Source organism: Gilliamella sp. X-46, from assembly GCF_057063525.1.
On sequence record NZ_JBXSQH010000004.1, the window covers coordinates 59857 to 85482 of the forward strand.

Annotated in this window: 25 protein-coding genes; 20 read left to right on the top strand and 5 right to left on the bottom strand. The window is 36.2% G+C overall.

All coding sequences use genetic code 11. The annotated features are described in order from the left end of the window. Positions 1-35: 35 nt before the first annotated feature. The 6 genes from flhD to flgL all read left to right on the top strand — a co-directional run bounded on the left by flhD (position 36) and on the right by flgL (position 5588). Entirely contained in the window at positions 36-356 is a 321-nt protein-coding gene (gene flhD, locus ACYIAJ_RS05275; RefSeq protein ID WP_483559821.1) for a flagellar transcriptional regulator FlhD, read from the top strand. Positions 357-369: 13 nt separating this feature from the next. Next, positions 370-975 carry a flagellar transcriptional regulator FlhC gene (gene flhC, locus ACYIAJ_RS05280; protein WP_483559755.1) on the top strand — a complete coding sequence of 202 codons (606 nt, stop codon included), beginning with the start codon at positions 370-372 and terminating at the stop codon, positions 973-975. 60 nt (positions 976-1035) lie between these two features. Then, positions 1036-1923, top strand: a complete 888-nt coding sequence (motA, locus tag ACYIAJ_RS05285; protein ID WP_483559757.1) for a flagellar motor stator protein MotA — start codon at positions 1036-1038, stop codon at positions 1921-1923. Beyond that, a complete protein-coding gene (motB, locus tag ACYIAJ_RS05290; RefSeq protein ID WP_091347911.1) occupies positions 1923-2816 on the top strand; it encodes a flagellar motor protein MotB in 894 nt (297 codons plus the stop codon). The genes motA and motB overlap by 1 nt, the downstream gene beginning before the upstream one ends. Positions 2817-2965: 149 nt before the next feature. Beyond that, positions 2966-4609: a flagellar hook-associated protein FlgK gene (flgK, locus tag ACYIAJ_RS05295; protein WP_483559759.1), complete on the top strand. Its 1644-nt coding sequence runs from the start codon at positions 2966-2968 to the stop codon at positions 4607-4609. Positions 4610-4631: 22 nt separating this feature from the next. After that, on the top strand, positions 4632-5588 hold the full coding sequence (flgL, locus tag ACYIAJ_RS05300) for a flagellar hook-associated protein FlgL (RefSeq protein ID WP_091347916.1): 957 nt from the start codon (positions 4632-4634) through the stop codon (positions 5586-5588). 54 nt (positions 5589-5642) lie between these two features. On the opposite strand, the gene ACYIAJ_RS05305 is transcribed toward flgL, so the two are convergent. Continuing rightward, on the bottom strand, positions 5643-5852 hold the full coding sequence (locus tag ACYIAJ_RS05305) for a hypothetical protein (protein ID WP_483564424.1): 210 nt from the start codon (positions 5850-5852) through the stop codon (positions 5643-5645). A gap of 313 nt (positions 5853-6165) precedes the next feature. Between ACYIAJ_RS05305 and ubiU the strand changes: the two genes are divergently transcribed. The 4 genes from ubiU (at position 6166) to csdE (ending at position 9841) form a co-directional block, all read left to right on the top strand. Next, positions 6166-7161, top strand: coding sequence for a ubiquinone anaerobic biosynthesis protein UbiU (gene ubiU, locus ACYIAJ_RS05310; RefSeq protein WP_483559761.1), 996 nt, complete (start codon positions 6166-6168; stop codon positions 7159-7161). Between the two features lie 156 nt (positions 7162-7317). Continuing rightward, the gene (locus ACYIAJ_RS05315; RefSeq protein WP_483559763.1) at positions 7318-8196 is read left to right on the top strand and encodes a U32 family peptidase; all 879 of its coding nucleotides are present in this window, start codon (positions 7318-7320) and stop codon (positions 8194-8196) included. Then, the gene (gene csdA / locus ACYIAJ_RS05320; protein ID WP_483564425.1) at positions 8153-9376 is read left to right on the top strand and encodes a cysteine desulfurase CsdA; all 1224 of its coding nucleotides are present in this window, start codon (positions 8153-8155) and stop codon (positions 9374-9376) included. The genes ACYIAJ_RS05315 and csdA overlap by 44 nt, the downstream gene beginning before the upstream one ends. A 69-nt stretch (positions 9377-9445) precedes the next feature. Further along, entirely contained in the window at positions 9446-9841 is a 396-nt protein-coding gene (gene csdE, locus ACYIAJ_RS05325; protein ID WP_483559766.1) for a cysteine desulfurase sulfur acceptor subunit CsdE, read from the top strand. A gap of 48 nt (positions 9842-9889) precedes the next feature. On the opposite strand, the gene dolP is transcribed toward csdE, so the two are convergent. Beyond that, a complete protein-coding gene (gene dolP, locus ACYIAJ_RS05330) occupies positions 9890-10468 on the bottom strand; it encodes a division/outer membrane stress-associated lipid-binding lipoprotein (RefSeq protein WP_091350478.1) in 579 nt (192 codons plus the stop codon). Positions 10469-10710: 242 nt separating this feature from the next. Here dolP and ACYIAJ_RS05335 point away from each other — a divergent pair, with 242 nt between their 5' ends. Continuing rightward, entirely contained in the window at positions 10711-11409 is a 699-nt protein-coding gene (locus tag ACYIAJ_RS05335; protein ID WP_483559768.1) for a DUF1266 domain-containing protein, read from the top strand. Beyond that, a complete protein-coding gene (locus tag ACYIAJ_RS05340; RefSeq protein ID WP_483559770.1) occupies positions 11406-14114 on the top strand; it encodes a J domain-containing protein in 2709 nt (902 codons plus the stop codon). Before ACYIAJ_RS05335 ends, ACYIAJ_RS05340 begins: the two co-directional genes overlap by 4 nt. Before the next feature lie 67 nt (positions 14115-14181). Here ACYIAJ_RS05340 and ACYIAJ_RS05345 read toward each other — a convergent pair whose 3' ends face one another. The 3 genes from ACYIAJ_RS05345 to xthA form a co-directional block, all read right to left on the bottom strand. Then, entirely contained in the window at positions 14182-15852 is a 1671-nt protein-coding gene (locus tag ACYIAJ_RS05345) for an Hsp70 family protein (RefSeq protein ID WP_483559772.1), read from the bottom strand. Between the two features lie 124 nt (positions 15853-15976). After that, positions 15977-17311, bottom strand: a complete 1335-nt coding sequence (gene xseA / locus ACYIAJ_RS05350) for an exodeoxyribonuclease VII large subunit (RefSeq protein WP_483559773.1) — start codon at positions 17309-17311, stop codon at positions 15977-15979. Between the two features lie 30 nt (positions 17312-17341). Further along, positions 17342-18148, bottom strand: a complete 807-nt coding sequence (xthA, locus tag ACYIAJ_RS05355; RefSeq protein WP_160402382.1) for an exodeoxyribonuclease III — start codon at positions 18146-18148, stop codon at positions 17342-17344. A 113-nt stretch (positions 18149-18261) separates the two neighbouring features. On the opposite strand from xthA, the gene tyrA reads away from it, so the two are divergent. The 8 genes from tyrA (at position 18262) to atpG (ending at position 25600) form a co-directional block, all read left to right on the top strand. Further along, positions 18262-19383 (top strand): bifunctional chorismate mutase/prephenate dehydrogenase, encoded by a 1122-nt coding sequence (gene tyrA / locus ACYIAJ_RS05360; RefSeq protein WP_483559775.1) that lies wholly within the window; start codon positions 18262-18264, stop codon positions 19381-19383. 87 nt (positions 19384-19470) lie between these two features. Then, on the top strand, positions 19471-20802 hold the full coding sequence (gene glmM, locus ACYIAJ_RS05365; protein WP_483559777.1) for a phosphoglucosamine mutase: 1332 nt from the start codon (positions 19471-19473) through the stop codon (positions 20800-20802). 269 nt (positions 20803-21071) lie between these two features. Beyond that, positions 21072-21854, top strand: coding sequence for a F0F1 ATP synthase subunit A (gene atpB / locus ACYIAJ_RS05370; RefSeq protein ID WP_483559779.1), 783 nt, complete (start codon positions 21072-21074; stop codon positions 21852-21854). A gap of 36 nt (positions 21855-21890) precedes the next feature. After that, positions 21891-22121: a F0F1 ATP synthase subunit C gene (gene atpE / locus ACYIAJ_RS05375; protein WP_034901511.1), complete on the top strand. Its 231-nt coding sequence runs from the start codon at positions 21891-21893 to the stop codon at positions 22119-22121. A 24-nt stretch (positions 22122-22145) separates the two neighbouring features. After that, complete coding sequence (gene atpF / locus ACYIAJ_RS05380; protein WP_085247556.1) at positions 22146-22616, top strand: F0F1 ATP synthase subunit B; 471 nt, start codon at positions 22146-22148, stop codon at positions 22614-22616. Between the two features lie 13 nt (positions 22617-22629). Then, the gene (gene atpH / locus ACYIAJ_RS05385) at positions 22630-23163 is read left to right on the top strand and encodes a F0F1 ATP synthase subunit delta (protein WP_483559782.1); all 534 of its coding nucleotides are present in this window, start codon (positions 22630-22632) and stop codon (positions 23161-23163) included. 11 nt (positions 23164-23174) lie between these two features. After that, positions 23175-24716 carry a F0F1 ATP synthase subunit alpha gene (gene atpA, locus ACYIAJ_RS05390; protein ID WP_483559783.1) on the top strand — a complete coding sequence of 514 codons (1542 nt, stop codon included), beginning with the start codon at positions 23175-23177 and terminating at the stop codon, positions 24714-24716. A 14-nt stretch (positions 24717-24730) separates the two neighbouring features. After that, the gene (atpG, locus tag ACYIAJ_RS05395; protein WP_483564426.1) at positions 24731-25600 is read left to right on the top strand and encodes a F0F1 ATP synthase subunit gamma; all 870 of its coding nucleotides are present in this window, start codon (positions 24731-24733) and stop codon (positions 25598-25600) included. Positions 25601-25626 lie beyond the last annotated feature (26 nt).

The following is a 25626-nucleotide window of genomic DNA, read 5'->3' on the forward strand; positions in this document are numbered from 1 at the left end:
ATAATAAAGATAAATTGGTGACTAAATTGGGCAATATATTAGATGACGATGTTCTTAAGTGTATACATCATTTGAATCTGTCAACTTTACTGTTAAGTCAGAAAATGATTGAAAAAGATAAAGTGATGGCAATGTATCGATTGGGAATTGATGAAGAAACGGCAGATATACTTAGCGGTTTAAGTACCTCTCAAATGTTGGTTTTATCAGAAACAAATCAATTAATATTTCGACTACGATTTGAAAATGCAGAAATGATGAAAAAACTAACAGAAGAATCCCGCGTTAGAGATATAAAACAGATGCATACAGGCATTCTTTTATCAAGTTTGCTATTAGATTCAATCAATAAATAGCTAAGGAACTAACATGACAGGTACAAGTATTATTCAGAAATATCAAGAAACCCAACTTGCTATCAAATTAATTTCTCTTGGTGGAAGAATCCAAATGTTGGAAAGTGAAACTAATTTGAGTCGAAATAAATTAATAAAACTTTATAAAGAGATTCAAGGTTGTCCACCACCTAAAGGTTTATTGCCTTTTTCAACCTCATGGTTTATGACATGGGAACCGAATATTCATGCTAGCATTTTCTATAATGCTTACTCTTTTTTAGTTAGAAATGGCTTAAAGTCAGGCATTCAAACGATCTTAAAAGCCTATCAACTTTATTTAGAACAATGCCAAGTTTCACATAAAGATGAACCTATTTTAGGCTTAACCAGAGCTTGGATTTTAGTCAAATTTGTCGAAAAAAATATCATGCAACAATCATGTTGTACGGTATGTGGTGGGCTTTTTATTACGCACGCTTATCACCCACAAAATACGTTTACATGCAGTTTATGTCAACCGCCGTCAAGAGCAGATAAGAATAATAAAACCAAAAAAGAAAATGACGAAAAATGCCTGAAAGTATTATCAAAACAAAGTCATTTAAACTCATCAGTTTCACACCAGATAACTGCTTGAATAAATATTAAAAATAGTAAATCAATTTAACTGTTATTTTATAGATAAAGAAGAAAGTCAATGCTAATAATTATAGGGTATATTGTCGTTATCGCCTCTGCACTACTGGGTTATGTACTAAGTGGCGGTTATTTAGCCGTGCTGTTTCAACCACTTGAATTGTTAATTATTGGTGGTGCTGCTATTGGTGCTTTTATTGTCAGTAATGAACAAAAAACAATAAAAGCCACACTCAAAGCGTTAGGGCAATTATTTAAAACATCTAAATATAATAAAAACCTGTATCTAACACTGATCAATTTAATGTATAGCATTTTGACAAAGATCCGCCAAAGTGGAGGGTTATCTATTGAAGCAGATATTGATAATCCGCAGGAAAGTGAATTGTTTAAACAGTATCCATTAATTTTAGCTAATCCGAGAATCTGCGATTTTATTACTGATTACTTACGACTGATGATTAGTGGCAATATGGATGTATTTGAAATTGAAACACTAATGAGTGAAGAAATTGAAACATTCGTCCATGAACTTGAAAAGCCTGTTGATGCTATTTCGGGAATTGGTGATGGCTTACCGGCGTTTGGGATTGTTGCAGCTGTAATGGGCGTTATAAATACACTTGCGCAAGCGGATAGGCCAGCAAGTGAACTTGGAGAGCTTATTGCCCATGCGATGGTCGGAACTTTTTTAGGGATCTTACTTGCTTATGGATTTGTTTCGCCACTAGCCGCCTTATTAAAGCAAAGAAATGCTGATATGGTCAAAATCCTAGAGTGTACAAAAGTGATACTTATTGCCAGTATGCATGATTATTCACCGCAAATTTGTATTGAATTTGGACGAAAAACGCTATTTTCTCATGAAAGACCATCATTCTTTGAATTGGAAAAATATATCCAAGAAATTAAAGATAAAAATCTCAATAAAAACGAAAATAATCAGTAATGAAAGATAAATCTGTAAGAATAATTATTAAGAAAAAATCAGGTCATGGCGGTGGTCATCATGGTGGTTCTTGGAAAATTGCTTATGCCGACTTTATGACGGCAATGATGGCTTTATTTTTAGTTATGTGGCTGATTTCGACATCTACACCACAAGAATTAAAAGGTATTGCCGAATATTTTAGAACACCATTAATCCTTGGTCAAAATGGTGGGAAGAATATTAGTGATAGTGAAAGTCCTATTCCCGGTGGTGGCGATGATGTAAGCCAACAAATAGGTGAAGAAAAAAACAGTGTTTCAAACTCATTACACAATGAATTAGAAAAACAACAACTTGAAAAAATACAGCTAATCGAAACAGCAAAAAAAATCTTTGAAATGTTTGAAATCGACCCTCGCTTAAAAAAGTTAGCACCGAATTTGATTGTTGAATTAACTCAAATGGGATTACGAATTCAAATTTTAGCCTCTGACGATAAACCTATGTTTGACGTTGGTAGCACAACGATTGATCCCGATATGCAAGAAATTTTACATGCTTTAGCGCCGATTTTAAATTCATTACCTAATAAAATCACTTTGTCTGGTCATACCGATGAACGCCAATACACAACGGGTGATCGTGGCTACAGTAACTGGGAATTATCAGCAGATAGAGCTAACGCCTCAAGGAGGGAACTCATTGTCGGAGGGTTAGATTCCAACAAAATTATTCGTATTATAGCCTTAGCCGATACCGTTAGTTTAAACAATCCTAACTACAGCAAAGATGCCAACCGACGTATCAGTATCTTAATTTTAAATAAAACTGCACAACAGTATATTGAAGAAGAAAATAACATGACTGGTATCGATTTTTTAAGGCAATCACAACAGCTAAAACCAGAATAACAACCATTTTTAAAAATAGAAATGACATTATTTAAAAATTTTTCGAAATACTCGTAAAAATAATTAAATTTTTGAGAATTTAAGCCGATATAAAAAATAACTTATTTTTAAGTGATGTTATTAACTAAAACGATATTGAGGGGATTTTTATGGCGAATTCATTAATGAATACAGGTATTAGTGGATTGAATGCAGCACAAAATATGCTTAATGTAATTAGCAATAATATCAGTAATGCTCATACAAAAGGCTACAATCGCCAGCAACAAGTTTTAAGCCAAGCCAATGGCACTCAACATAGTTTTGGTTTTGTGGGTAATGGTGTTACTGTCTCATCAGTGAATCGTGCCTTTAACCATTTTGTGGTCGGGCAACTGCGTCAATCACAATCACAAAATGGCGCTATTAAAACGTATTATAACGAATTATCAAAAGTCGATAACCTACTGGCAGAAAACGATAACAGCGTTTCATCACAACTTAACAACCTTTTTGCCAGCTTAAATAAGTTAGCTTCAAATGCTGGCGATGCTTCAACAAAACAAACGGTTATTAGTGATCTTACTTCGTTAACAAATCAATTTAATAAAACAGAAACAAATTTAAAAAATCAAATCGCCAATATTAATACCGAATTAAACACGAATGTCGACAAAGTTAATGCTTACATTCAGCAAATTGCCGAACTCAACCAAAAAATATCAAAACTACAGACAGTAGATGGCGGTAATGAACCCAATGCATTACTTGATCAACGAGATCAACTGGTTAATGATTTAAGTGAAATCATTGGTATTACCGTCACAGAGCAAAATGGGCAATATAATTTGTCGTTAGAAAATGGTTTAAATTTAGTGCAAGGCTCATGTGCTAACGTATTAACCGTACAACCTTCGGCAGATGATCCAGCACTCAATACCATTATTTATACACACCCTTCTGGCGCAACTCAAGAACTGACTAGTCAGAACATCACATCAGGCTCATTAAATGGACTATTAACGTTTCGTGATGGCCCACTAACTGAATCGCGTAATCAACTGGGATTAATTGCTCTCAATTTAGCGGAACGTTTTAATGAAGTGCATATGTCAGGAGTGGATATTCATGGTAATCAGGGCGAAAAACTATTTGATTACAACAAACCAAGTTGTATAACTAACACTAAAAACCAAGGAAATGCCACGGCTAAAATTGAGTTTACATCAGTGACCGAAGTCAAAGCCTCGGATTATAAAATAGAATTCGATGGCAACAATTGGGTTGTAACAAGATTATCTGATCACAAACAAATCACACCTCAAATTGAAGAAGGTAAATTGGTTTTTGATGGCTTATCTATCGAGATAAATGGTAATGCTATGGCAGGCGATTCTTTTATGATTAAACCCGTTGCTGATATTGCCTCATCATTACAGTTATTAGTCAAAGATGTGAATAAACTGGCAACAGGTATTAATGATGATGAAAACGGTGCTGGTGATAACCGTAATGTAGCAAAATTATTAGCTATTCAAAATGAAAAACTAGTGAATGGTACAACGACCTTAAAAAGTGCTTACACAACGTTAGTTAGTTACATCGGCAGTGAAACCCAAACAGCAAAAATTTCTGCACAATCAACAAAAAATATAACCCAACAAATTTACGAACAAAATCAATCAATATCTGGGGTTAATATTGAAGAAGAATATATCTCAATGCAGGTCTATATGCAGTATTACCAAGCCAATGCAAAAGTGATTGATGCCGCCACAACACTATTTGATACCATTTTAGGTTTAACCAAATAATAAAAGGATAAAGGAATAAAAAATGCGCCTTAGCACCAATTCGCTATATCAAAAAAATTTACAAAGTATTTTAAACACCAATAGCAAATGGCAAAAATCGGGTTTACATTTAGCCACTGGCAAGAAGATTTTAACGCCTTCTGATGATCCAATGGGCGTATCACAATCATTAATATTAAAACAAGCCCAAGCACAAAATCAACAGTATCAAGCTACGCGTGAAAGCACCGAAAAAACACTAAGTCGCCAAGATACGCTCTTGTCAGAAGTAAATACCGTTATCCAAACGATCCAAGAAACTTTAGTTTATGCAGCCAATGAAACGTTAAATGAAGAAAACAGACTTGATCTTGCCAATAAATTACAAGGCTTAAAAGATCAACTGCTCGCATTAGCTAACTCAAAAGATACCAATGGCAACTATATTTTTGCCGGTCAAAAAAATGACACACCACCTTTTGTGGTAAGCGAATCTGGAGAAGTGAATTACATCGGCGGAACAACATCAGTAAATGTATTTATTGATGACTCAAGAGAAGTCGCAGCAAGCTTTACTGGTATAAAAGTCTTTATGACTGGGGCAAATGTCAAAAATGCTGATGGTTCACCTGCAGAAAGTAATATTTTTGCAAGCATTGATTATGCGCTTGAAGCGTTAAAAACAGACTTAGATTATGATAATGAAAAAAGCGTTGAAGAATTTAGAACTGGATTATCAAAAGCTCGCAATGGCATCGATAATTCGTTTAGCAATATCTCGACCGTAAGGGCTGAGGGCGGTTCGGTATTAGCCGAAATCGATCGGTTAACCGCACTAGGTGAAACACTAGATATTGAATTTCAAACTCAAATAAGCCAGCTTGAAGATGTCGATTGGTACGATGCTATTTCAGAATATGCGTTACTGCAAGCCAATTTACAAGCGGCACAATATACCTTTATGACAATGCAAAGTATGTCGCTGTTTCAAATGAAATAAAGCGTTGTTATTTTGATTGTGTAATGTGATTTTACCCAAAATCGTCAAAGCGATTCATCCCATCCAAGGAGGCGTAATGCCTCCTTTTTTCTCCTTTTTATGTAAAGTTTGATGAGTGGGGTTATCTTGGATTTTGGGGATGTTTGTTTTTTTATAAAAATATTGCTTACCTTGCGTTGTGGAATAACAAAACCACTCACTGTGATGAATGGTTTTGTTGGTAGTGAATTGCAATGATGTTGCAATAATTAATGCCCGACGCATGACCTATGGTAATGTTGTGTTGGGTTTGGATATTCACCTGTATCAATAACAGTTGGTTCGCCTTTTTTATTGAAGATGGATACGAGTACGATTTCGTCATCAAGTCGTTGGAATTGATCAAAAAATTAATTAAATACAATATTTAACCACCAAAATATATCGTGTCAGCATCATGGGATTTTTTGTTATTACTTGCCATTAATTCGAAGTTTTTAGCTATTTAGCTAATACTATCTCTTTCCATTCGCATTACTTTCAGAATTATTGCATAATACACAGCGTATAAAAGACCAAACTTAAGTTAGGAATAATTATGGAACTTCTTTGTCCAGCAGGATCTTTACCATCACTAAAAGTGGCCATTGATAATGGCGCTGATGCTGTTTATATTGGTTTGAAAGATGATACTAATGCCCGTCATTTTGCTGGTTTAAATTTTAATGAGAAGCGATTGCTAGAAGCTTCTGATTATGTACATAAACGCGGTAAAAAGTTACATATTGCAATTAATACCTTTGCCCACCCTGAAAATTTTCAGCGTTGGCAACACGCTGTTGATACCGCAGCTAATATAGGTGCTGATGCGTTAATTATTGCTGATCTGGCAATGCTTGATTATGCGGCTGAAAAGTACCCTGATCTTGAACGCCATGTTTCTGTGCAAGCGTCGTCGACTAATGAAGAATCAATTAAGTTTTATCATAATAACTTTCAAGTACATCGTATTGTGTTACCGCGTGTACTTTCGATGCATCAAGTCAAACAATTATCTCAAGTTTCTCCTGTTCCGCTTGAAGTATTTGCTTTCGGTAGCTTGTGCATTATGGCGGAAGGACGCTGTTATTTATCATCGTATTTAACTGGTGAATCACCCAATACCGTTGGGGCTTGTTCGCCAGCTAAATTTGTTCGCTGGGAAGAGACCGAAAAAGGACTTGAGTCACGACTCAATAATGTGTTAATTGATTGTCATAAAAAAGGCGAAAATGCAGGTTATCCAACGCTATGTAAAGGGCGATATTTTGTTGGCGACGAGCTTTACCATCCTATTGAAGAGCCAACCAGCTTAAATACAATTGAACTATTACCTGAGCTATTTGCTGCTAATATTGCCTCGGTTAAAATTGAGGGTCGTCAACGTAGCCCTGCTTATGTCGAGCAAGTGACAAAAGTGTGGCGCCAAGCCATTGATCGTTATAAAGCCAATCCTGAGTCATTCCAAGCGGAAAAAAGCTGGATGGATACACTTGGTTCTGTTTCAGAAGGGACACAGACAACATTAGGTGCTTATCACCGTAAATGGCAATAACGTAATTTATCTACCTAAATAAATAATTAAAAAATATATGTTTTAAGGTAATATTTCGCTTTTTATATCTTCTGTTTTTTGTCAATACATACAGGTGATAAGGTATTATCTTAATGATTTAATTGATCTGATATAAAAAATATTGTGAGCAAAACTATGAAATACGCATTAGGACCGGTGCTCTATTATTGGCCTAAAACTGAAACAGAAGCTTTTTATTATGCCGCTAAAGATAGTCAAGCGGATATTATTTATATGGGCGAAACCGTTTGCACCAAACGTCGTGAAATGAAAGTTGCCAATTGGCTTGAACTGGCAAAAGAAATTGCTAAATCGGGTAAACAAGTGGTACTTTCAACCCTAGCGTTACTTGAAGCACCATCAGAATTAAACGATTTACGACAATTGGTCAATAATGGTGATTTTTTAGTAGAAGCAAATGATTTAGCTGCCATTAATATTGCGCAAGAGCATAAATTACCGTTTGTTGCAGGTCCTGCCATTAACTGTTATAACGCGTTAACTTTAAAATTATTACAAAAACAAGGAATGGTACGTTGGTGTATGCCGGTTGAGCTTTCTCGTGAGTGGTTAACCAATGTGCTTAATCAATTTGAAAATTTAAATATTAAGCGAAATTTTGAAGTTGAAGTATTCAGTTATGGTTATTTACCTTTAGCTTATTCAGCGCGTTGTTTTACCGCTCGATCAGAAGACAAGCCTAAAGATAAATGTGAAACATGTTGCATTAACTATCCTGTTGGGCGCGAAGTGTTTTCGCAAGAACAGCAAAAAGTATTTGTGCTAAATGGTATTCAGACCCAAAGTGGTTATTGTTATAACTTGGGCAATAATCTCAAAGAGATGAAAGGATTAGTGGATATTGTTAGAATTTCACCCCTTGGTCTTGAAACGCTCGATATTGTCAAACAGTTCAAAGCTAATGAAGATGGATTAAATCCACTACAAATTGAACATAAACGGGATTGTAATGGTTACTGGAATGGTATTGCCGGACTTGAACTTACCCAATAAGCATTTTGTGCCTGAGCAATTTAGAAGAGATTTTCCTGCGCTTAATAGTAAAAGCGTATATCTGGATTCGGCTGCAACTGCACTTAAACCACAAGTGATGATTGATGCAACACTTGCGTATTATGCACAAAATACAGCCACCGCAAAACGTAGTTTGTACCAAGATGCTTTGCAAGTCACAACAACAATTGATAAGGCAAGGCAAAATGTTGCAGATTTGATTCATGCCAACAACAGTGCTGAAATTATCTGGACACGGGGTGCAACCGAATCAATTAATTTAATCGCGCAAAGCTATGCTCGCCCGTTGCTACAACCTGATGATGAAATTATTGTGAGTGAGTTAGAGCATCATAGCAATTTATTACCTTGGCAAATTGTTGCTAAGCAAACAGGTGCTAAAGTCATAAAATGGTCATCAGACATTGATCAATTGTCATCGCTACTGTCAACAAAAACCAAAATTGTTGCCATCACCCAAATGTCAAACGTCACTGGATTTTGCCCTGATTTAGCGACAATTAGCCACATTGTTCATCAACATAATGCCATTTTAGTTGTTGATGGTGCTCAAGGTATTGTTCACCATGCGCTTGATATTCAGCAATTAAATATCGATTTTTATGCTTTTTCTGCCCATAAATTGTATGGACCAACGGGTCTTGGTGTTTTATATGGTAAGCAGGTTTTACTTGAGCAAATGTCAGTTTGGCATGGTGGTGGTAAAATGCTAAAAAGTGCCTCATTTGATGATTTTATTCAAGAAGATCTCCCCTATAAATTTGAAGCAGGCACGCCCAATATTGCAGGCATTCTTGGCTTTAACGCAGTACTTGAATGGTTAAAAAGTTGGGATAATAAGCAAGCAGAGAACTACACAAAGCAGCTGGCTTTCTATACTAAATCACAATTAAACCAACTGACCGATATTCAATTTTATAGTGTGGATAATAGCCCAATCATCACGTTTAATATCAACAATATTCATCATAATGATATTGCTATTTTGTTAAGTGAACAAAATATTGCCATCCGCACTGGTGAGCTTTGTGCTCAGCCTTTAATGAATAAATTAGGTTGCCATGGTGCGATTCGTCTATCATTAATGCCATATAATAATCAGCAAGATGTGAATAAATTTATTTCAGAGTTGCAAAGTGCGATTGGAATATTGATGTAGTTTTATATTAAACGATATAAACTCCTGAAAATTTTTTACAAAATAGTCAACCATAAATAGGTCAATATTATGCTATCACAGCAAAATTTAACCGAGTTATTTGCAAAGCATCATAATTGGCAAGATCGTTATCGACAGTTAGTGTTGTTAGCAAAGCAATTGCCTGATTTTCCTGACGAGCAAAAAACAGAGCAGAACCAAGTCAATGGCTGCGAAAATCGAGTATGGCTTAGTTATCAAAAGCAGGCCGATAATACCTATATTTTTAGCGGCGATAGCGAAGGGCGAATTGTGAAAGGGTTATTGGCAATTTTAATCATTATTGCTAATCACAAAACAGCACAGCAAGTTGCTGCTATTGATTTTCAATCTATTTTGCATGAATTAAAAATTACTGACGAACTCAGTCAATCCCGTTTGCAAGGACTTGCAAAATTAATTGAGCGTATTAAATCGATCACATAAAAAAAGGGGGCTAATTAGCCCCTATTTTTAGTATATTTTCGGTATTGGTTAGTTTTCAATATAAGTAAATAGTGTGATGACTTTTTTCACACCATTGACTTTACTTGCCAATTCAGCCGCTGCTTTGCCTTCTTCTGATGTGACAATACCAATTAAAAATACTTCGCTATTTTCAGTAACAACTTTAATATTGCGTGCTTTTGTTTGCGCATTTAAAATTAATTGAGATTTAACTTGTGTTGTTATCCAAGCATCATTGGTAATTGTACCGGCTCCAACGGGTTCACCAATACGAATTTGATTATAGACTTTTTTTATCCCGTCAACTTGATAAGCAAGACTTTCAGCTTTTTCAGCTTGTTCATTATTTGCTTGCCCAGTTAAAAGAATGTTGCCATTATAAGTACTCGAAATAACACGCGATCCAATAAAGAAAGGTCCATTGTCTTTAATTTTCATACTCATACGTGAATTGAGTGTTGTATCATCCACTTGAGTACCTGCTGTACGAGGATCTGTGGCGACTTTTGCCGTGGCCCCTGCTCCTACCCCGATAACGGCAGCAACGCAGCCTTGTAATATTAATGTACAAGATATTAACATTACCATTAAGGTCACTTTTTTCATTATCACTCCTTATGATTTATTACTTGGTAATAATCAAATTCCAATAAATTTGTCTTTATTATGCCTTGTAGAGGTTGATTTGCAAAATAATTTTATGATTTATGCAGGTTTATAGCGTTATTTATATGTCATTAATCTTAGCCGCACTATAAATTTCCACTTTGGATTTGAATTTTATTTTAGTGTAAAATCTGCTATCTTTTGATAAGAAATAAAATAAATCAGATGATTGGAATAAAAATATGAATCAAGATTGTGTCGATTGGCTATATGGTTTATCTGCACCAATGGTTGCTTTAAATAAAGGATATGGTGCAAGTTATACTTCGCCATTTTTTTTCCCCGACAGAACTTTTGTTGATATGGCTGATGATTGGGGAATAAGTTCTCGACAAACATTACTAAACCGTGTGTTTGATATGGTTGATGATGGGCATGCGCCAATATTATCTAGATATTATTCAATGTATTATAGATTTTCTGAATCTGAATGGCGTGATTATTGCCAAGCACAGAATGATTATCAAAAAGTATTACTGGCGTTCGTTGAACAAACTTTTTGCGTATGTGGCTATGGTGGCATTCGTAGTTGGGATTATGCTCGTATGGGATATTTACTACGCAATGGCACGACCAATAAATATATTACCGAAGAAGAAGCGCTATGGATTTTTTCAAGAATTGCTGCTCGTTCTCAATATTTTTATGAATCTTGGCATAACTACTTTGCGGGTTGGTCGGTTGGTTTTCAATTTTGGGAATCACTCAACAATAAAGAAGATCTTGAAGTATTACGCTGTGAATTAACCCAATCATCACAAACATATACCATGAAATTATTAATTAGCGACGAGGATTCACCTTGCAATCGCCTACCTTGGTATATTGAGTTAGACGAACTAGAAAAACCGGAATCACTAATGGAGTATGACTGGTTATGAGTACAAATTTTTGGCAATTATTGGGCATCGAAAAAACAACAGATATCACGGTTATTCGTCAAGCCTATCGTACAAAATTACCATCATATCATCCAGAAACAGATCCTGACGGGTTTAAAGCATTGCGCGAAGCTTACGAATTAGCAATGAATTATGCCAAATTCTCCGAAATAACTGTTGATGAAACCGAACAGACATTAGAAGAAGAAAAAGCAACGCCACAACTAACAGAAGAGCAAATTAAAGCAAATGAAATTTGCGATTCTTATCAAGCCCTATTAGAAGATCCACTCCGTTGCTATAACATTGATGAATGGCAAAAATTTATAGGCTCATTCTATGACTATCCCATGGCAGTTATCGATTTGGTAAAATGGCGGCTATTAGAGTTAAGTTACGAAACAACAAATATATCCGAATCATGTGTCAAACTTTTAGCCGATAATCTGCGCTGGCGTCAGCAATTAATGACACAATTCACTGATGAATTTGAAAAATATGATAATTATTTAAATCATATCGATCGTGGTGATTTATTTGATTACACATGCTTACCGACAACAAATAAAATACTACAAAATACAACTATCGATTATATACATTATGCCAAATGGTTATTTTGGGAACGTAGATCGGAAGATGTTTGTGCATTTTTAGCTCAAGATACAGTTATTTATCTTCCTGATGATAAGAAATTTATGCTTGAGTTTTCTCATTGGTATAGTACTGCGAGCCTAAAAAATCAATCTATTTTGGATTATGCTTTAAAATGTATTGCCGAAGGCGATGAAGACGAAAATATTATTATCGAGTGGAAATATATTGCCGCTATCCAATATACTTTGCTCGAATATAAACAAAATGCCTTACAAGCTTGGTTAGAGTTGTATTATTCAGGTCATTATCAGCAACAAGCCGAAAGTTGGATAGCGGGGTGGTGTGTTTATTTTGAAAAAAATTACTTCCCATTATTAGTTATGGCGTTGAATAATAGTTATTGTGTAGCTGTCGATAAAACGGAAAATTATTTGCATACTATTCCACAAATAACGGTAACCACAACAGCACGATTAGCCGCATTAGAGAATATAGACGAGTACCCAAAAGAAATTATCGATTTTGTTAATTGGGTTTTAAATACAAACTGGGATTACAAACAGGTCATACCAATATTGTTACTGGATGACGGCAATAATCGATTATATCGTTTATACCGACATGCCATTATGTTGCGCCACGGTAATGAAAGATTATTACAAGAAATTTTAGACGATCAAAGCGATGATCCATTTGAACAATTTATTTTGCAACATTTACAACGCCAAGCACGACAACATCTTGCATGGCTTACAGAACTTCCACCCGTGCAAGAATTTAAAACATGGTTATTTGATAATAATGAAAATGCCCAACTTCCACCCCAATTTGATCCCGATGAGAATGGCAAGCTAGCTTTATATGCCAGTTTATGGCTAGATAGATTCAACTATATTCCTGATATTGCTAAATCACATTTATTTCAAAGTTTTTCTTATTCAAATATGAAAATGTTTGATTGGATTACGTTTTTAAAATTTAATAATTATTATCAACTACCAAAATCTCCAGATCCTTCAGTTATTGCTAATAAGAAAGAAGCTTATTGGCAATGGTATCGTCGTTACTTATTAGTAATCGAAATTGTTCGTGAACCAATAAAAACTGCAAATTATCTTCAACAAGAAAATAATACCTTTGTCCTCGAGGAGGATGACCCATTTAAACCGTTAATAGAGATATTTAAATATGGAAATTGGGAAAATGAAACAGAGTTATATAATCTGATTAATAATGATAGCAGACTAATTAATTGTGTTTTAAACAATTATCAAAATTCGATTGAATGGTTTATTGATGCACCTCACCTTATTGATTTTGACGATATTGAGCAAAAAATGGAGCACACATGGACACAAAAACTGGCGAATAGAAATCCAATTTATTTAATGCTGTTATACATAATTGTATTAAATAAACCTGAGCAAAAAAACAAATTAGATACAATTTTACAAGATATTACTGGTGATAATAAAGAGTTAATAAAAATAGCCAAAAATTTGCAAGATAAGTGGATTACACCATCTTCTGATAGCAAAAAAAAATACAATTATACTAAACAAGTTTATAGCATAATGACACTTGCTGCACGTTGTTTATCTAACTATTACGGTATATGTGATAACAATGAACTTGAAATGTTAGACAAGTTTAAAAACAGCAGTGACAATGATTTAGTCTTACGGCTTTGTGCGGCATTGCTTATGGCAAAAAATCGTGAAAATCAACAAAAACTGGAATCACAGCCATTACCTAAAAATAAATGGTGGCAGTTTTGGCGTTGGAAAGGACGAACTAATATAAAAGGTTTTATCATACAATTATGTTGTAGCTTCATTGTGCTAGGATTGATGACCGTACTTAACAACAATTTTGAATTGAATAGTTCTACTTTTTCTATGATTTGTTATTCTATTGCTGTAACCAACACGGTTTTTGCATTAAAACGACGTTTTAATGATATCGATAAAGGTGAACCACTCATCGGTTTTTTGGCCGAAATATTAGTTTTTTTCTTATTTTTTGTGCCATTTTGGGTTTCTGGTATCAAACACACTAACCGTTTTGGACCGCCAGTAGAAAAAACAACCAAAGAAAAGGAAAAGTAAACAAAATAAAGTCCTCTTTTTTATCTCTAAAAAAAGAGGACTTTTTATATTTTTTAAACTTTATTGGTTATCGATTTAGATCTTGTAGATTAGATTCAATTTCACAACGAATTTCGTTAATTTCTTCAGAATTTTGTCTATTTAGTACTTCCATAAAAACTTCGATATATGATCCAATTAATAGTCGTTCATCACCCAATGATTGGGCCCATGCTCGTTCTAGCCTTGCCAATAAGGTACGATTCGGCATTTCGTCACGAGGGTGAATTTTAAGTGCTTTCAAGCGATCATGACTGTCTTGTTTTTGTTTGTCTGTTAATCCAACTGGACTATGATCAATCACTTTGCCATGTTGTTCACCTGTTTCAAGCAAAACCACATCAACTTCTAATAAACCATTTAGATCATAACTAAAGCGGACATCAATTCCTTGTGTTCTTTCCATTGGTGTTATGGGTACTTCAAACTCATCAATTAAAACATTATTTTCAACGCGAGGGTTTTCACCTTGATAAACTGAAATACATATCACTTTTTGCTGAGGATACGTTGTATAAAATGTTTTTACTTTTGATGTTGGTACAATGGTGTTACGTTCAATAATGGGTGAAAACACTCCACTGACATTATTTGAACAGCTTTCAATACCTAGAGTATAAGGACACACATCAGTAAGAATAACTTCTTCAACATCAACATTACGTAATCGACAAGCAGCTTGAACTGCGGCACCTTGAGCTACGATAGTAGTCGGATTGATATGGCGATACGGTAATTTACCAAATAATTTGGTCACCAGCTCACGTACAATACCTAATTGCGATGACCCACCGACTAATACGATATGTTCAAGCTGATTAGGTTTTAATCGTGCATCACTTAATGCCTGTTCAATTGGTGCTCGTAGTCGATTAAGTAGTGGTAACCATAACGTTTTAGCTCGGCTTTCGTTCAAGGAAAATTGCCACTGCCTATCTTGCCAAAACCAAGTTAAAGTGTGTGATTCTTCGCCATTTAATTTACATTTTAATTGTTCAGCTAAATCTAATAGGCGAGCATAATCATCAGTTGGAATATCCTGCTTTTTAAGGTCCCATTCACTTAAACAAGCTTTAACAAGTTCTTGAGTAAAATCTTCACCACCTAAATAGTTATCACCAGCAGAAGCGTGCACTTCAATAATTGGCATAGCATATTCAAGCACTGTCACATCGAATGTACCACCACCTAAATCAAATACTAATGTATTACCCGATTGTTCTTCGTGTAATCCATATGCCATGGCAGCGGCTGTTGGCTCATTAATTAAACGCACAGCATTTAATCCCGCTAACTCAGCAGCAAAACGAGTTTGCTTACGCTGTTCATCATTAAAATAAGCAGGAACAGAAATGACAACATCACGAACTTCTTGGTTTAAAAAAGCCTCTGCATCTGCTTTCAATGATTTTAAAATTATGGCTGAAAGTTCAGTTGGCGTAAATTTTTTGCCATCTAATTCAAAAACTTTATTTGAGCCTAAAAAGCGTTTAAATGCTGCTACACTGCGATTTGGATGAGTGGTTAAACGAGACAATGCCGCATGTCCGACTAAAATAGAATCGTCTTCATCAACACTAACTGCAGATGGTGTAACAACTTCACCAATTGAATTCGGAATAAGGACTGGTTGACCGTCTTGCCAAACACAAATTAAACTGTTTGTAGTGCCTAAATCAATACCGATTGGATAATGCATAAATTCTCTGAATAATATAACAACTTTTTATTGTTTAGATTATATACTAGCGATTACCTAAATTGCAAAAGAGGTCAAATTTTCAGTAACAAAATGTTTATAAATCATTTTTAATGATATAACTTTATTCATCAACTTTGGTAACTTGGCTAATAATGTTGCCCTTTTTTAACTTTGTTACAATAAAATCACCCACAGTAACTTGCTCAGAAAAACGAACCACTTCTTTGTTTTGGTTGGTCGTAACTGAATAACCTCTTTCAAGTGTCGCCAGTGGGCTAACGCTGTTAAGTTGTGAGGTTTGTAACACAAATTGATGTTGAGATTGAGTCAGTTTTTGTTGTGCTAAATGAGTAATTTGTTGTTGCTTTTGGCCAACAAGCTGCTGTAAATAATGGATCTTATTTTGCGGTGAGACGCGCGATAATCGTTTATCTAATTGATTATGGCGGTTTGACTGTCTGAGCAAATATTGCTGAATGTTATCGTATAATGTGTGGCGATAAGTTAGCAATGTATTTAGCTGTTTTGATAGTTTTGCTTGTGGATGTTGAGTTTGTAATTGATGACGCCATTTGTTGAGTTTTTCACGACACTGAATTAAATAGTAATCCATTGCCATGGATAGGTGTTGTTCTTGAACTTGTAGGCGTTTTATTTGCGCTAAGCTATCTTGGCTAACTAATTCAGCCGCAGCAGATGGCGTTGCTGCTCTAACATCAGCCACAAAATCGGCAATGGTAAAATCAATTTCATGCCCAACCGCACTGACAATAGGTAATTGGCTTGCAAAAATAGCCCTTGCCACCACTTCTTCATTAAATGACCATAAATCTTCAAGCGAGCCACCGCCTCGCCCAACGATTAATACATCACATTCTTGACGAATGTTGGCAATTTGAATCATTTTAGCAATTTGCTCTGCCGCTTCACTGCCTTGTACTTGTGTTGGGTAGATGATCAAATGCAAACTTGGATCACGACGTTTTAATATCTGGCAAATATCATGCAACGCTGCTCCCGTTGAGGAGGTAATAATCCCAACGGTGCGGATATTTTCGGGTAGTGGCTTTTTATAAATGGCATCAAATAACCCTTCATCAGAAAGCCTTTTCTTTAACTGTTCAAATTTTTGTTGTAATAGCCCTGCACCTGCGGGTTGAATTTTATCAATCACCAGTTGATATTCACCACGCGCTTCATACAGCGTTACCGTTGCTTTAACCAAAACTTGTTGCCCATTTTGTGGAGTAAAACCTGCACGAAAATTACTATTGCGAAACATGGCACAACGCACTTGTGCGCTATCATCCTTTAACGAAAAGTACCAATGTCCCGATGAAGGGCGCGAAAAGTTAGAAACCTCTCCCACTAACCAAACCTGTCCGATCGCATCAGAAAGTAAATCTTTAACTATTTGATTAAGATCTTTGACCGATAAAACGGAGCTGTTTTGCATTTAATGATCCTTTGTTATAACGAGTTAGGTTTATACTAAATCAAATTTAGCCCAAATTGGTGCATGATCAGAGGGTTTTTCCATTGCGCGAATATCATAATCAATCCCCGTTTGTTGACAATGTGCTAGTAATTTGGCGCTGGCTAAGATCAAGTCAATCCTAAGCCCTGTATCCGTTTCAAAACCTTTTGAGCGATAATCAAACCAAGAATACTCTTGTGCAGTTGGGTGGTCGTGGCGGTAAGTATCAACAAAACCCAGCGACATTAAACTGTTCATCCATTCGCGTTCTTCGGGCAAAAATGAACATTTACCGGTGTGTAGCCAACGCTTACGGCTCTCTTGCGAAATGCCAATATCTAAATCGGTTGGGCAAATATTCATATCACCTATAATTAAAGATAACTGATTATTTAATTGATTTTCCTGTAAATAATTATTCAAATCTTGATAAAATTTACGCTTTGCAGGGTATTTAATTTCATGATGTAAACTTTCGCCTTGAGGAAAATAACCATTAATTACCGTTAAATTGCCTTTACTTGTGGGTAGTTCAACCATAATTAAGCGACATTGCGCATCATCACCATCAGTTGGAAAGCCATATTGCACTGACAACGGTTTTTGTTTTGTTAGCAACGCAACACCATAATGTCCTTTTTGCCCATGGTAGTTGAGGTAATAACCAAATTGTTCGAGTTCGGCAACGGGGAACTGATCATTATGCACTTTAGTTTCTTGCAAACCAATTACATCGGGCTGATATTTATCAATAATAGCGGATAATTGGTGGATGCGAGCACGAAGGCTGTTAATATTAAAAGAGATAATCTTCATACTGATTTATTGTCTTTGATTTGATGTTCTAAATACGCATCGTATCAAAAATACGTTATACTGTTAAGCTATTACAGAAAAGCAACCTTTGTGATAATAAGGAATCACCGCATATGTCTACGGAATTACTTGCCTTACGCGATAAAATTGATGAAGTTGATAAATCTATTTTATCTTTAATTAGCAAACGATTAGCATTAGTTGCCGAAGTTGGCGAGGTAAAAAGCAAGCATGGTATTCCCATTTATGCTCCTCAGCGTGAAGCCGATATGCTAGCTAAAAGACGGCAAGAGGCTGAAGCTCAAGGTGTATCTCCTGCTTTAATTGAAGATATTTTACGTCGTTTAATGCGTGAATCTTATATTAGTGAAAACAACAAAGGTTTCAAAAAAGTCTATACTGGTGAAGATTCAGTCGTGATTATTGGCGGTAATGGGCAAATGGGGCGGTTGTTTGCTCGATTATTTACTTTATCTGGCTATCAGGTTAAAACCTTGGGATCAAAAACTATGCATCAAGCCGCCGAGGTAGTTGCCGATGCAGCGGCAGTGGTTGTGACTGTGCCAATAAACAAAACCTGCGAAATCATCAAACAATTACCACCATTACCTAAAGATTGTATTTTAACAGATTTCACATCCATAAAAGTCAAGCCACTCCAAGCCATGCTTGATAAACATCAAGGTCCAGTAGTCGGGTTACACCCAATGTTTGGTCCCGACGTTCCTAATTTAGCTAAACAAATCATTGTTTATTGCGATGGGCGCGATCAAACAAAATATCAATGGCTAATTGAGCAAATGCGTATATGGGGCGCTAATTTATGCGCAATTGATGCCAAAGAGCATGATAAATGCATGTCATTTATTCAAGCATTACGTCATTTTACTTCTTTTTCATATGGCGTTAATTTGCAACGTGAACAAGCTGATTTAGAACAACTCATTGCACTATCTTCACCAATCTATAGACTTGAACTGATGATGGTTGGGCGCTTGTTTGCTCAAGATCCCGAGCTTTATGCCGATATCATCATGGCATCGGATGATAATATCGAATTAATTAAACGCTATTACGAACGCTTTGGACAAATGGTTAAATTAATTGAACAGCGAGACAAAGCAAAATTTATCAAAAATTTTAATGAAGTAACTACTTGGTTTGGATCTTACGCAGAACGCTTTATTAAAGAGAGCCAAGTATTATTAAAATTTGCCAATGATAATCGAGAGTAACTTTATACAAATAGGTATACTTTCCTGAAAGTTTTTTACAAATTAAAATATGCGTTTATCAAAAATAATTTAGTGTGAGGAAATAAAATGTCTAATCGAAAATATTTTGGTACAGATGGGATTCGCGGTAAAGTTGGAGAATATCCTATCACACCAGATTTTGCGCTCAAATTAGGCTGGGCAGCAGGTCGTGTGCTTGCCAAAGATGGCGTGAAAAAAGTATTAATCGGTAAAGATACTCGCATTTCAGGCTATATGCTTGAATCGGCACTCGAAGCAGGATTTGCCTCGGCAGGTGTTGCTGCGGCCTTTACAGGCCCAATGCCAACCCCAGCGATTGCCTATTTAACCCGTACTTTCCGGGCCGATGCCGGCGTTGTTATTTCTGCCTCACACAACCCTTTTTATGATAATGGTATTAAGTTCTTTTCAACTGAAGGGAAAAAGCTTGATGACACTATCGAATTAGAAATTGAAGCTGAACTTGAAAAAGAGATCGATTGCGTAGAGTCCAAACAACTTGGTCGAGCAAGCCGTATTACTGACGCCGCAGGCCGCTACATTGAATTCTGTAAAAGTACATTCGATCATGATTTAAGTTTGGCAGGATTAAAAATTGTCGTCGATTGCGCTAACGGTGCCACCTATCACATTGCCCCTAAAGTATTACGAGAGCTTGGTGCGCAAGTGATTAAAATTGGCTGTGAGCCAGATGGAGTAAATATTAATGAAAATTGTGGAGCAACTGACGTAAAAGCACTAGCCAAATGTGTTATTGATGAAAAAGCCAATCTAGGCTTTGCATTAGATGGTGATGGCGATCGCATCATCATGGTTGATCATGAAGGTCGCAAAGTTGATGGTGATTTAATTATCTATATCATTGCACGCGAAGCATTAAGACAAGGTCAACTTAAAGGCGGCGTTGTCGGCACATTAATGAGCAATATGGGGCTTGAGATAGCGCTTAAAAAGCTTGGTATTCCTTTTGTTCGTGCCAAAGTTGGAGATCGTTATGTGCTTGAAAAACTGGTCGAAAAAGATTGGCGCTTAGGCGCTGAAAATTCGGGTCATGTTTTATTATTAGATAAAACAACAACAGGAGATGGTATTGTTGCTGGCCTACAAGTACTAGCTGCAATGGTACGCAATGACATGTCATTAGCTGATTTATGTAGCGGTATGACAATGTTGCCACAAGTGTTGATTAATGTTAGATTTTCGGGTGAGCATGATCCACTAAATAGCACTACAGTAAAATCGGCAATTGAGCAAGCAGAAAAACAACTTGGTCATCATGGTCGAGTGTTGATTCGTAAATCAGGAACCGAACCGTTAATTCGTGTCATGGTGGAAGGAAGTAATCAACACGAAGTGCAAAAATTGGCCCAAAATATCGCAGCAGCACTTACATCTTAAAGTTAACGTTTGAAATAGCACAATTTATACCCATTAATTAAGCCATTAATAGGCTAATATTTAGATTAAAATAATAAAAGAAGTTATACATATTTGCGTAAAATTAGTAAAAAGTGTTTAAATTCTTAATTTAGCTAATCAAAGGTTGACTTGGTATAGGCTATTAGGTTTAAAATAGTAACTTCAATTTATTACAGCGATTGCTTATACCTTTTTGAATGAAACTATAAGCAATATTTTATTTTTAGAAAATAGGTTAAGAGGGTTATATGTCAGTTTCCTCTCCAGCTTCACCACAAGCTTATATCAAGCACCATCTTGAGAACTTGCAAGTAGGTTCCGGTTTTTGGACCTTTAATCTTGACTCATTGTTCTTTTCGATTCTACTTGGTGTTATCTTTTTGTGGATTTTTCATCGTGTTGCCCAAAAAGCAACCAGTGGCGTACCAAGTAAGCTACAATGTGCAGTAGAAATGATCTTTGAGTTTGTCAACAATACTGTTAAAGACATGTTCACCGGTCAAAATAAACTCATTGCACCTTTAGCATTAACGGTATTTATTTGGGTTTTCTTGATGAATTTAATGGATCTTATCCCGGTTGATTTTCTCCCTTATGCCGGTCAATATTTAGGTCTATCACATTTAAGAGTAGTGCCAACTGCAGATGTTAGCATTACCATGTCAATGTCTTTAGGTGTGTTTGCACTTATCATCATTTATTCAATTAAGTACAAAGGGGTTTCAGGGTTTATCAAAGAATATACCTTACACCCATTTAACCACTGGGCATTTGCGCCTATCAATTTAGTACTTGAATTAGTTAGTCTATTAGCGAAGCCTGTTTCTTTAGGACTTCGACTTTTTGGAAATATGTACGCAGGTGAACTTATCTTCATCCTAATTGCTGCATTATTACCTTGGTGGTCACAGTGGGTATTATCGTTACCATGGGCCATTTTCCATATTTTAATAATTACGTTACAAGCTTTTATTTTTATGGTGTTGACGATCGTCTATTTAGCTATGGCGTCGGCAACGGAAGATCATTAATTTTAATATTTTTTTGATAATAAACTGGAGTATATAATGGATAGTATGTTATTTGTAGCCGCAGGCATCATGATGGGATTAGCTGCAATTGGTGGTGCAGTTGGTATTGGTTTATTAGGTGGCAAATTTTTAGAAGGTGCTGCTCGTCAACCAGAATTGATGCCTATGTTACGTACTCAATTCTTTATCGTTATGGGCCTAGTTGATGCGATCCCAATGATCTGTGTGGGTATTGCACTTTATGTTATTTTTGCTGTCGCAGGTTAATAAAAATTTAAGAGGAATCGTGTCATGAATATGAACGCAACTCTCCTCGGCCAAGCAATTACATTTGTATTGTTTGTTTGGTTCTGTATGAAGTTTGTTTGGCCTCCTGTTATTGGCGCAATTGAAAAACGCCAAAAAGAGATCGCCGAAGGACTTGCTTCAGCAGAAACAGCAAAAAAAGATTTGGAATTAGCCAAAGCAAATACATCTGACATAATGCAACAGGCTAAGGTTGAGGCTAATGCAATTATTGAGCAAGCCAACAAACGTAAAGCAGCCATTCTTGAAGAAGCAAAACAAGAAGCTTCTCGTGAAAAAGAACGAATTGTTGCGCAAGGACTTGCCGAAGTAGAGGCCGAGCGCAAACGAGTTAAAGAAGAGCTCAAACAACAAGTCGCTACACTTGCTATTGCTGGTGCAGAAAAAATTATTCAACGTTCTGTTAATGAAGCCGCAAATAGCGACATCATTGATAAACTCGTAGCTGAACTATAAGGAGAATAGAGCAATGGCTGACTTAATTACAATTGCTCGCCCTTATGCTAAAGCCGCTTTCGATTTTGCAGTAGAAAGAAACAGCATCGAATCATGGCATAACATGTTAGTGTTAACATCTGAAGTGAGTAAAGATGCTCAAATAAGAAGTGTTTTAACATCAGACATGAAAACCGATTCGGTGGCTAATTTACTCATCAACATCTGTAAAGATATGTTAGATGAGTTTAGCACTAACTTTATTAAGATTATGGCTGAAAACAAGCGGTTATCACTTCTTCCTGAAGTCTTAACCTTGTTTGAACAATATTGTTTAGATAGAGAAGCACAAGCAGATGTAGATGTTATTTCTGCCAATGAGCTAACTAATGAACAACTTAATAAAATTTCTGTCGCTGTCGAAAAACGTTTATCACGAAAAGTAAAACTAAAATGTCATATAGATAAATCGCTCATTTCTGGTTTTATTATTCGTACGGGCGATATGGTTATTGATAGTAGTATCAGAGGGCGTTTAAATCGTTTAAATGACGCTCTACAGTCTTAAGGGGACTGATAATGCAGCTAAATTCAACTGAAATAAGTGAACTAATTAAAGAGCGGATAGCTCAGTTCAATATTGTGAGTGATGCTCACAATGAAGGAACTATCATATCTGTAAGTGATGGTATTCTTCGAATCCACGGATTAACTGATGTAATGCAAGGTGAGATGATTGCATTACCAGGCAACCGATATGCAATGGCATTAAACCTTGAAAGAGACTCTGTCGGTGCGGTAGTTATGGGACCATACGAAGACTTGTCTGAAGGTATGAAGGTACAATGTACTGGTCGTATTTTACAAGTACCAGTTGGTGAAGGTTTATTAGGTCGCGTTATTAATACACTAGGCGAACCAATTGACGGTAAAGGCTCACTTCAACATGATGGCTTTTCACCTGTCGAAGTTGTTGCTCCAGGTGTTATCGATCGTAAATCCGTTGACCAAGCATTACAAACCGGTTATAAAGCCGTTGACTCAATGATTCCAATTGGACGAGGTCAACGTGAGCTTATCATTGGTGACCGTCAAACAGGTAAAACAGCGCTTGCTGTCGATGCCATCATCAACCAACGCGACTCAGGGGTAAAATGTATTTATGTTGCCATTGGTCAAAAACAATCAACTATTGCAAATGTTGTGCGTAAACTAGAAGATCATGGTGCACTTAAAAACACAATTGTCGTTGTAGCATCAGCATCTGAATCAGCTGCGTTACAATACTTAGCTCCTTATGCTGGTTGTGCAATGGGTGAATACTTCCGCGACCGTGGTCAAGATGCATTAATTGTTTATGATGATTTATCTAAACAAGCCGTTGCTTATCGTCAAATTTCATTACTACTTCGTCGTCCACCTGGACGTGAAGCTTATCCAGGTGATGTATTTTATCTTCACTCTCGTTTACTTGAACGTGCAGCGCGCGTGAACGAAGCTTATGTTGAAGAGTACACAAAAGGCGAAGTTAAAGGTAAAACAGGTTCATTAACAGCATTACCAATTATTGAAACTCAAGCAGGTGACGTTTCGGCATTCGTACCAACTAACGTAATTTCGATTACTGATGGTCAGATATTCCTTGAAACTAGCTTATTTAACTCAGGTATCCGTCCTGCGGTTAACCCGGGTATTTCGGTTTCACGTGTGGGTGGTGCTGCGCAAACGAAGATAATGAAAAAATTATCAGGTGGTATTCGTACCGCACTGGCGCAGTATCGTGAGTTAGCTGCGTTCTCTCAATTTGCATCTGACTTAGATGAAGCAACAAGAAATCAATTAAGTCACGGCGAAAAAGTAACCGAATTGTTAAAACAAAAGCAATACTCACCAATGACTGTTGCTGAACAATCAATTGTACTTTACGCTGCTGAGCGTGGTTATCTTGAAGATGTAGAACTGGCTAAAGTATTATCATTTGAAACAGCGCTACTTGCTTATGCCCATAGTCAATATGCCGATTTTGTCAAATTAATCGACGAGACGGGTAATTACAATGATGAGATTGAAAGTAAGCTAAAAGCATTACTTGAAAGCTTTAAATCAACTCAAACTTGGTAAGGGTGAGGTAACAAATGGCTAATGCAAAAGAGATTAGAACAAAAATTGCCAGTATCCAAAGTACGCAAAAGATCACTAAAGCAATGGAAATGGTTGCCAATTCTAAAATGCGTAAAACGCAAGATAGAATGGCAGCTAGTCGACCTTATGCTGAAATGATCCGTGAAGTAATTGGACATTTAGCGTTAGCTCAAATAGGCGCCAAACATCCTTATTTAGAAGAAAGAGATGTAAAGCGAGTTGGCTACCTTATTATTTCAACCGATCGTGGTTTATGTGGTGGTTTAAATATCAATCTTTTTAAAACTGTCATTGCTGACATGTCAGCATGGCAGGAAAAAGGTGTTGAAGCTGATGTTGCTTTAGTTGGTTCTCGTGGTGTTTCGTTTTTCTCATCAGTAAAAGCAAACATCTTAACCCAAGTGACTAACTTGGGGGATGAACCAAATTTATCCGATTTAATTGGTCCGGTAAAAACAATGCTTGAGGCATATGACAATGGTAAAATTGATAAATTATATATTGTGACGAATAAATTTATTAATACCATGTCACAAAAGCCAACAATTCAGCAATTATTACCTTTACCGCCATCAGAAGATAAAAAGCTCAAAGCTTCATCATGGGATTATATTTATGAGCCTGATGCTAAATCGCTATTAGACGTGATTTTACGTCGCTATATTGAATCACAGGTCTATCAAGCAGTGGTTGATAATTTAGCGAGTGAACAAGCAGCAAGAATGGTGGCCATGAAAGCGGCAACAGATAACGGTGCAAACCTAATTAATGAATTACAAATTGTGTATAACAAAGCACGTCAAGGTGCTATCACGAATGAATTGATTGATATTGTATCCGGTGCAGCCGCTGTTTCAGGTTAGTGCTAAATATTGGCTTATAGTTAAGA

Bases quoted from the DNA above. Each gene is read 5' to 3' on its own strand.
- flhC (WP_483559755.1), top strand. From the start codon at position 370: ATGACAGGTACAAGTATTATTCAGAAATATCAAGAAACCCAACTTGCT.
- motA (WP_483559757.1), top strand. From the start codon at position 1,036: ATGCTAATAATTATAGGGTATATTGTCGTTATCGCCTCTGCACTACTG.
- motB (WP_091347911.1), top strand. From the start codon at position 1,923: ATGAAAGATAAATCTGTAAGAATAATTATTAAGAAAAAATCAGGTCAT.
- flgK (WP_483559759.1), top strand. From the start codon at position 2,966: ATGGCGAATTCATTAATGAATACAGGTATTAGTGGATTGAATGCAGCA.
- flgL (WP_091347916.1), top strand. From the start codon at position 4,632: ATGCGCCTTAGCACCAATTCGCTATATCAAAAAAATTTACAAAGTATT.
- ACYIAJ_RS05305 (WP_483564424.1), bottom strand. From the start codon at position 5,852: ATGCGTCGGGCATTAATTATTGCAACATCATTGCAATTCACTACCAAC.
- ubiU (WP_483559761.1), top strand. From the start codon at position 6,166: ATGGAACTTCTTTGTCCAGCAGGATCTTTACCATCACTAAAAGTGGCC.
- ACYIAJ_RS05315 (WP_483559763.1), top strand. From the start codon at position 7,318: ATGAAATACGCATTAGGACCGGTGCTCTATTATTGGCCTAAAACTGAA.
- csdA (WP_483564425.1), top strand. From the start codon at position 8,153: ATGGTTACTGGAATGGTATTGCCGGACTTGAACTTACCCAATAAGCAT.
- csdE (WP_483559766.1), top strand. From the start codon at position 9,446: ATGCTATCACAGCAAAATTTAACCGAGTTATTTGCAAAGCATCATAAT.
- dolP (WP_091350478.1), bottom strand. From the start codon at position 10,468: ATGAAAAAAGTGACCTTAATGGTAATGTTAATATCTTGTACATTAATA.
- ACYIAJ_RS05335 (WP_483559768.1), top strand. From the start codon at position 10,711: ATGAATCAAGATTGTGTCGATTGGCTATATGGTTTATCTGCACCAATG.
- ACYIAJ_RS05340 (WP_483559770.1), top strand. From the start codon at position 11,406: ATGAGTACAAATTTTTGGCAATTATTGGGCATCGAAAAAACAACAGAT.
- ACYIAJ_RS05345 (WP_483559772.1), bottom strand. From the start codon at position 15,852: ATGCATTATCCAATCGGTATTGATTTAGGCACTACAAACAGTTTAATT.
- xseA (WP_483559773.1), bottom strand. From the start codon at position 17,311: ATGCAAAACAGCTCCGTTTTATCGGTCAAAGATCTTAATCAAATAGTT.
- xthA (WP_160402382.1), bottom strand. From the start codon at position 18,148: ATGAAGATTATCTCTTTTAATATTAACAGCCTTCGTGCTCGCATCCAC.
- tyrA (WP_483559775.1), top strand. From the start codon at position 18,262: ATGTCTACGGAATTACTTGCCTTACGCGATAAAATTGATGAAGTTGAT.
- glmM (WP_483559777.1), top strand. From the start codon at position 19,471: ATGTCTAATCGAAAATATTTTGGTACAGATGGGATTCGCGGTAAAGTT.
- atpB (WP_483559779.1), top strand. From the start codon at position 21,072: ATGTCAGTTTCCTCTCCAGCTTCACCACAAGCTTATATCAAGCACCAT.
- atpE (WP_034901511.1), top strand. From the start codon at position 21,891: ATGGATAGTATGTTATTTGTAGCCGCAGGCATCATGATGGGATTAGCT.
- atpF (WP_085247556.1), top strand. From the start codon at position 22,146: ATGAATATGAACGCAACTCTCCTCGGCCAAGCAATTACATTTGTATTG.
- atpH (WP_483559782.1), top strand. From the start codon at position 22,630: ATGGCTGACTTAATTACAATTGCTCGCCCTTATGCTAAAGCCGCTTTC.
- atpA (WP_483559783.1), top strand. From the start codon at position 23,175: ATGCAGCTAAATTCAACTGAAATAAGTGAACTAATTAAAGAGCGGATA.
- atpG (WP_483564426.1), top strand. From the start codon at position 24,731: ATGGCTAATGCAAAAGAGATTAGAACAAAAATTGCCAGTATCCAAAGT.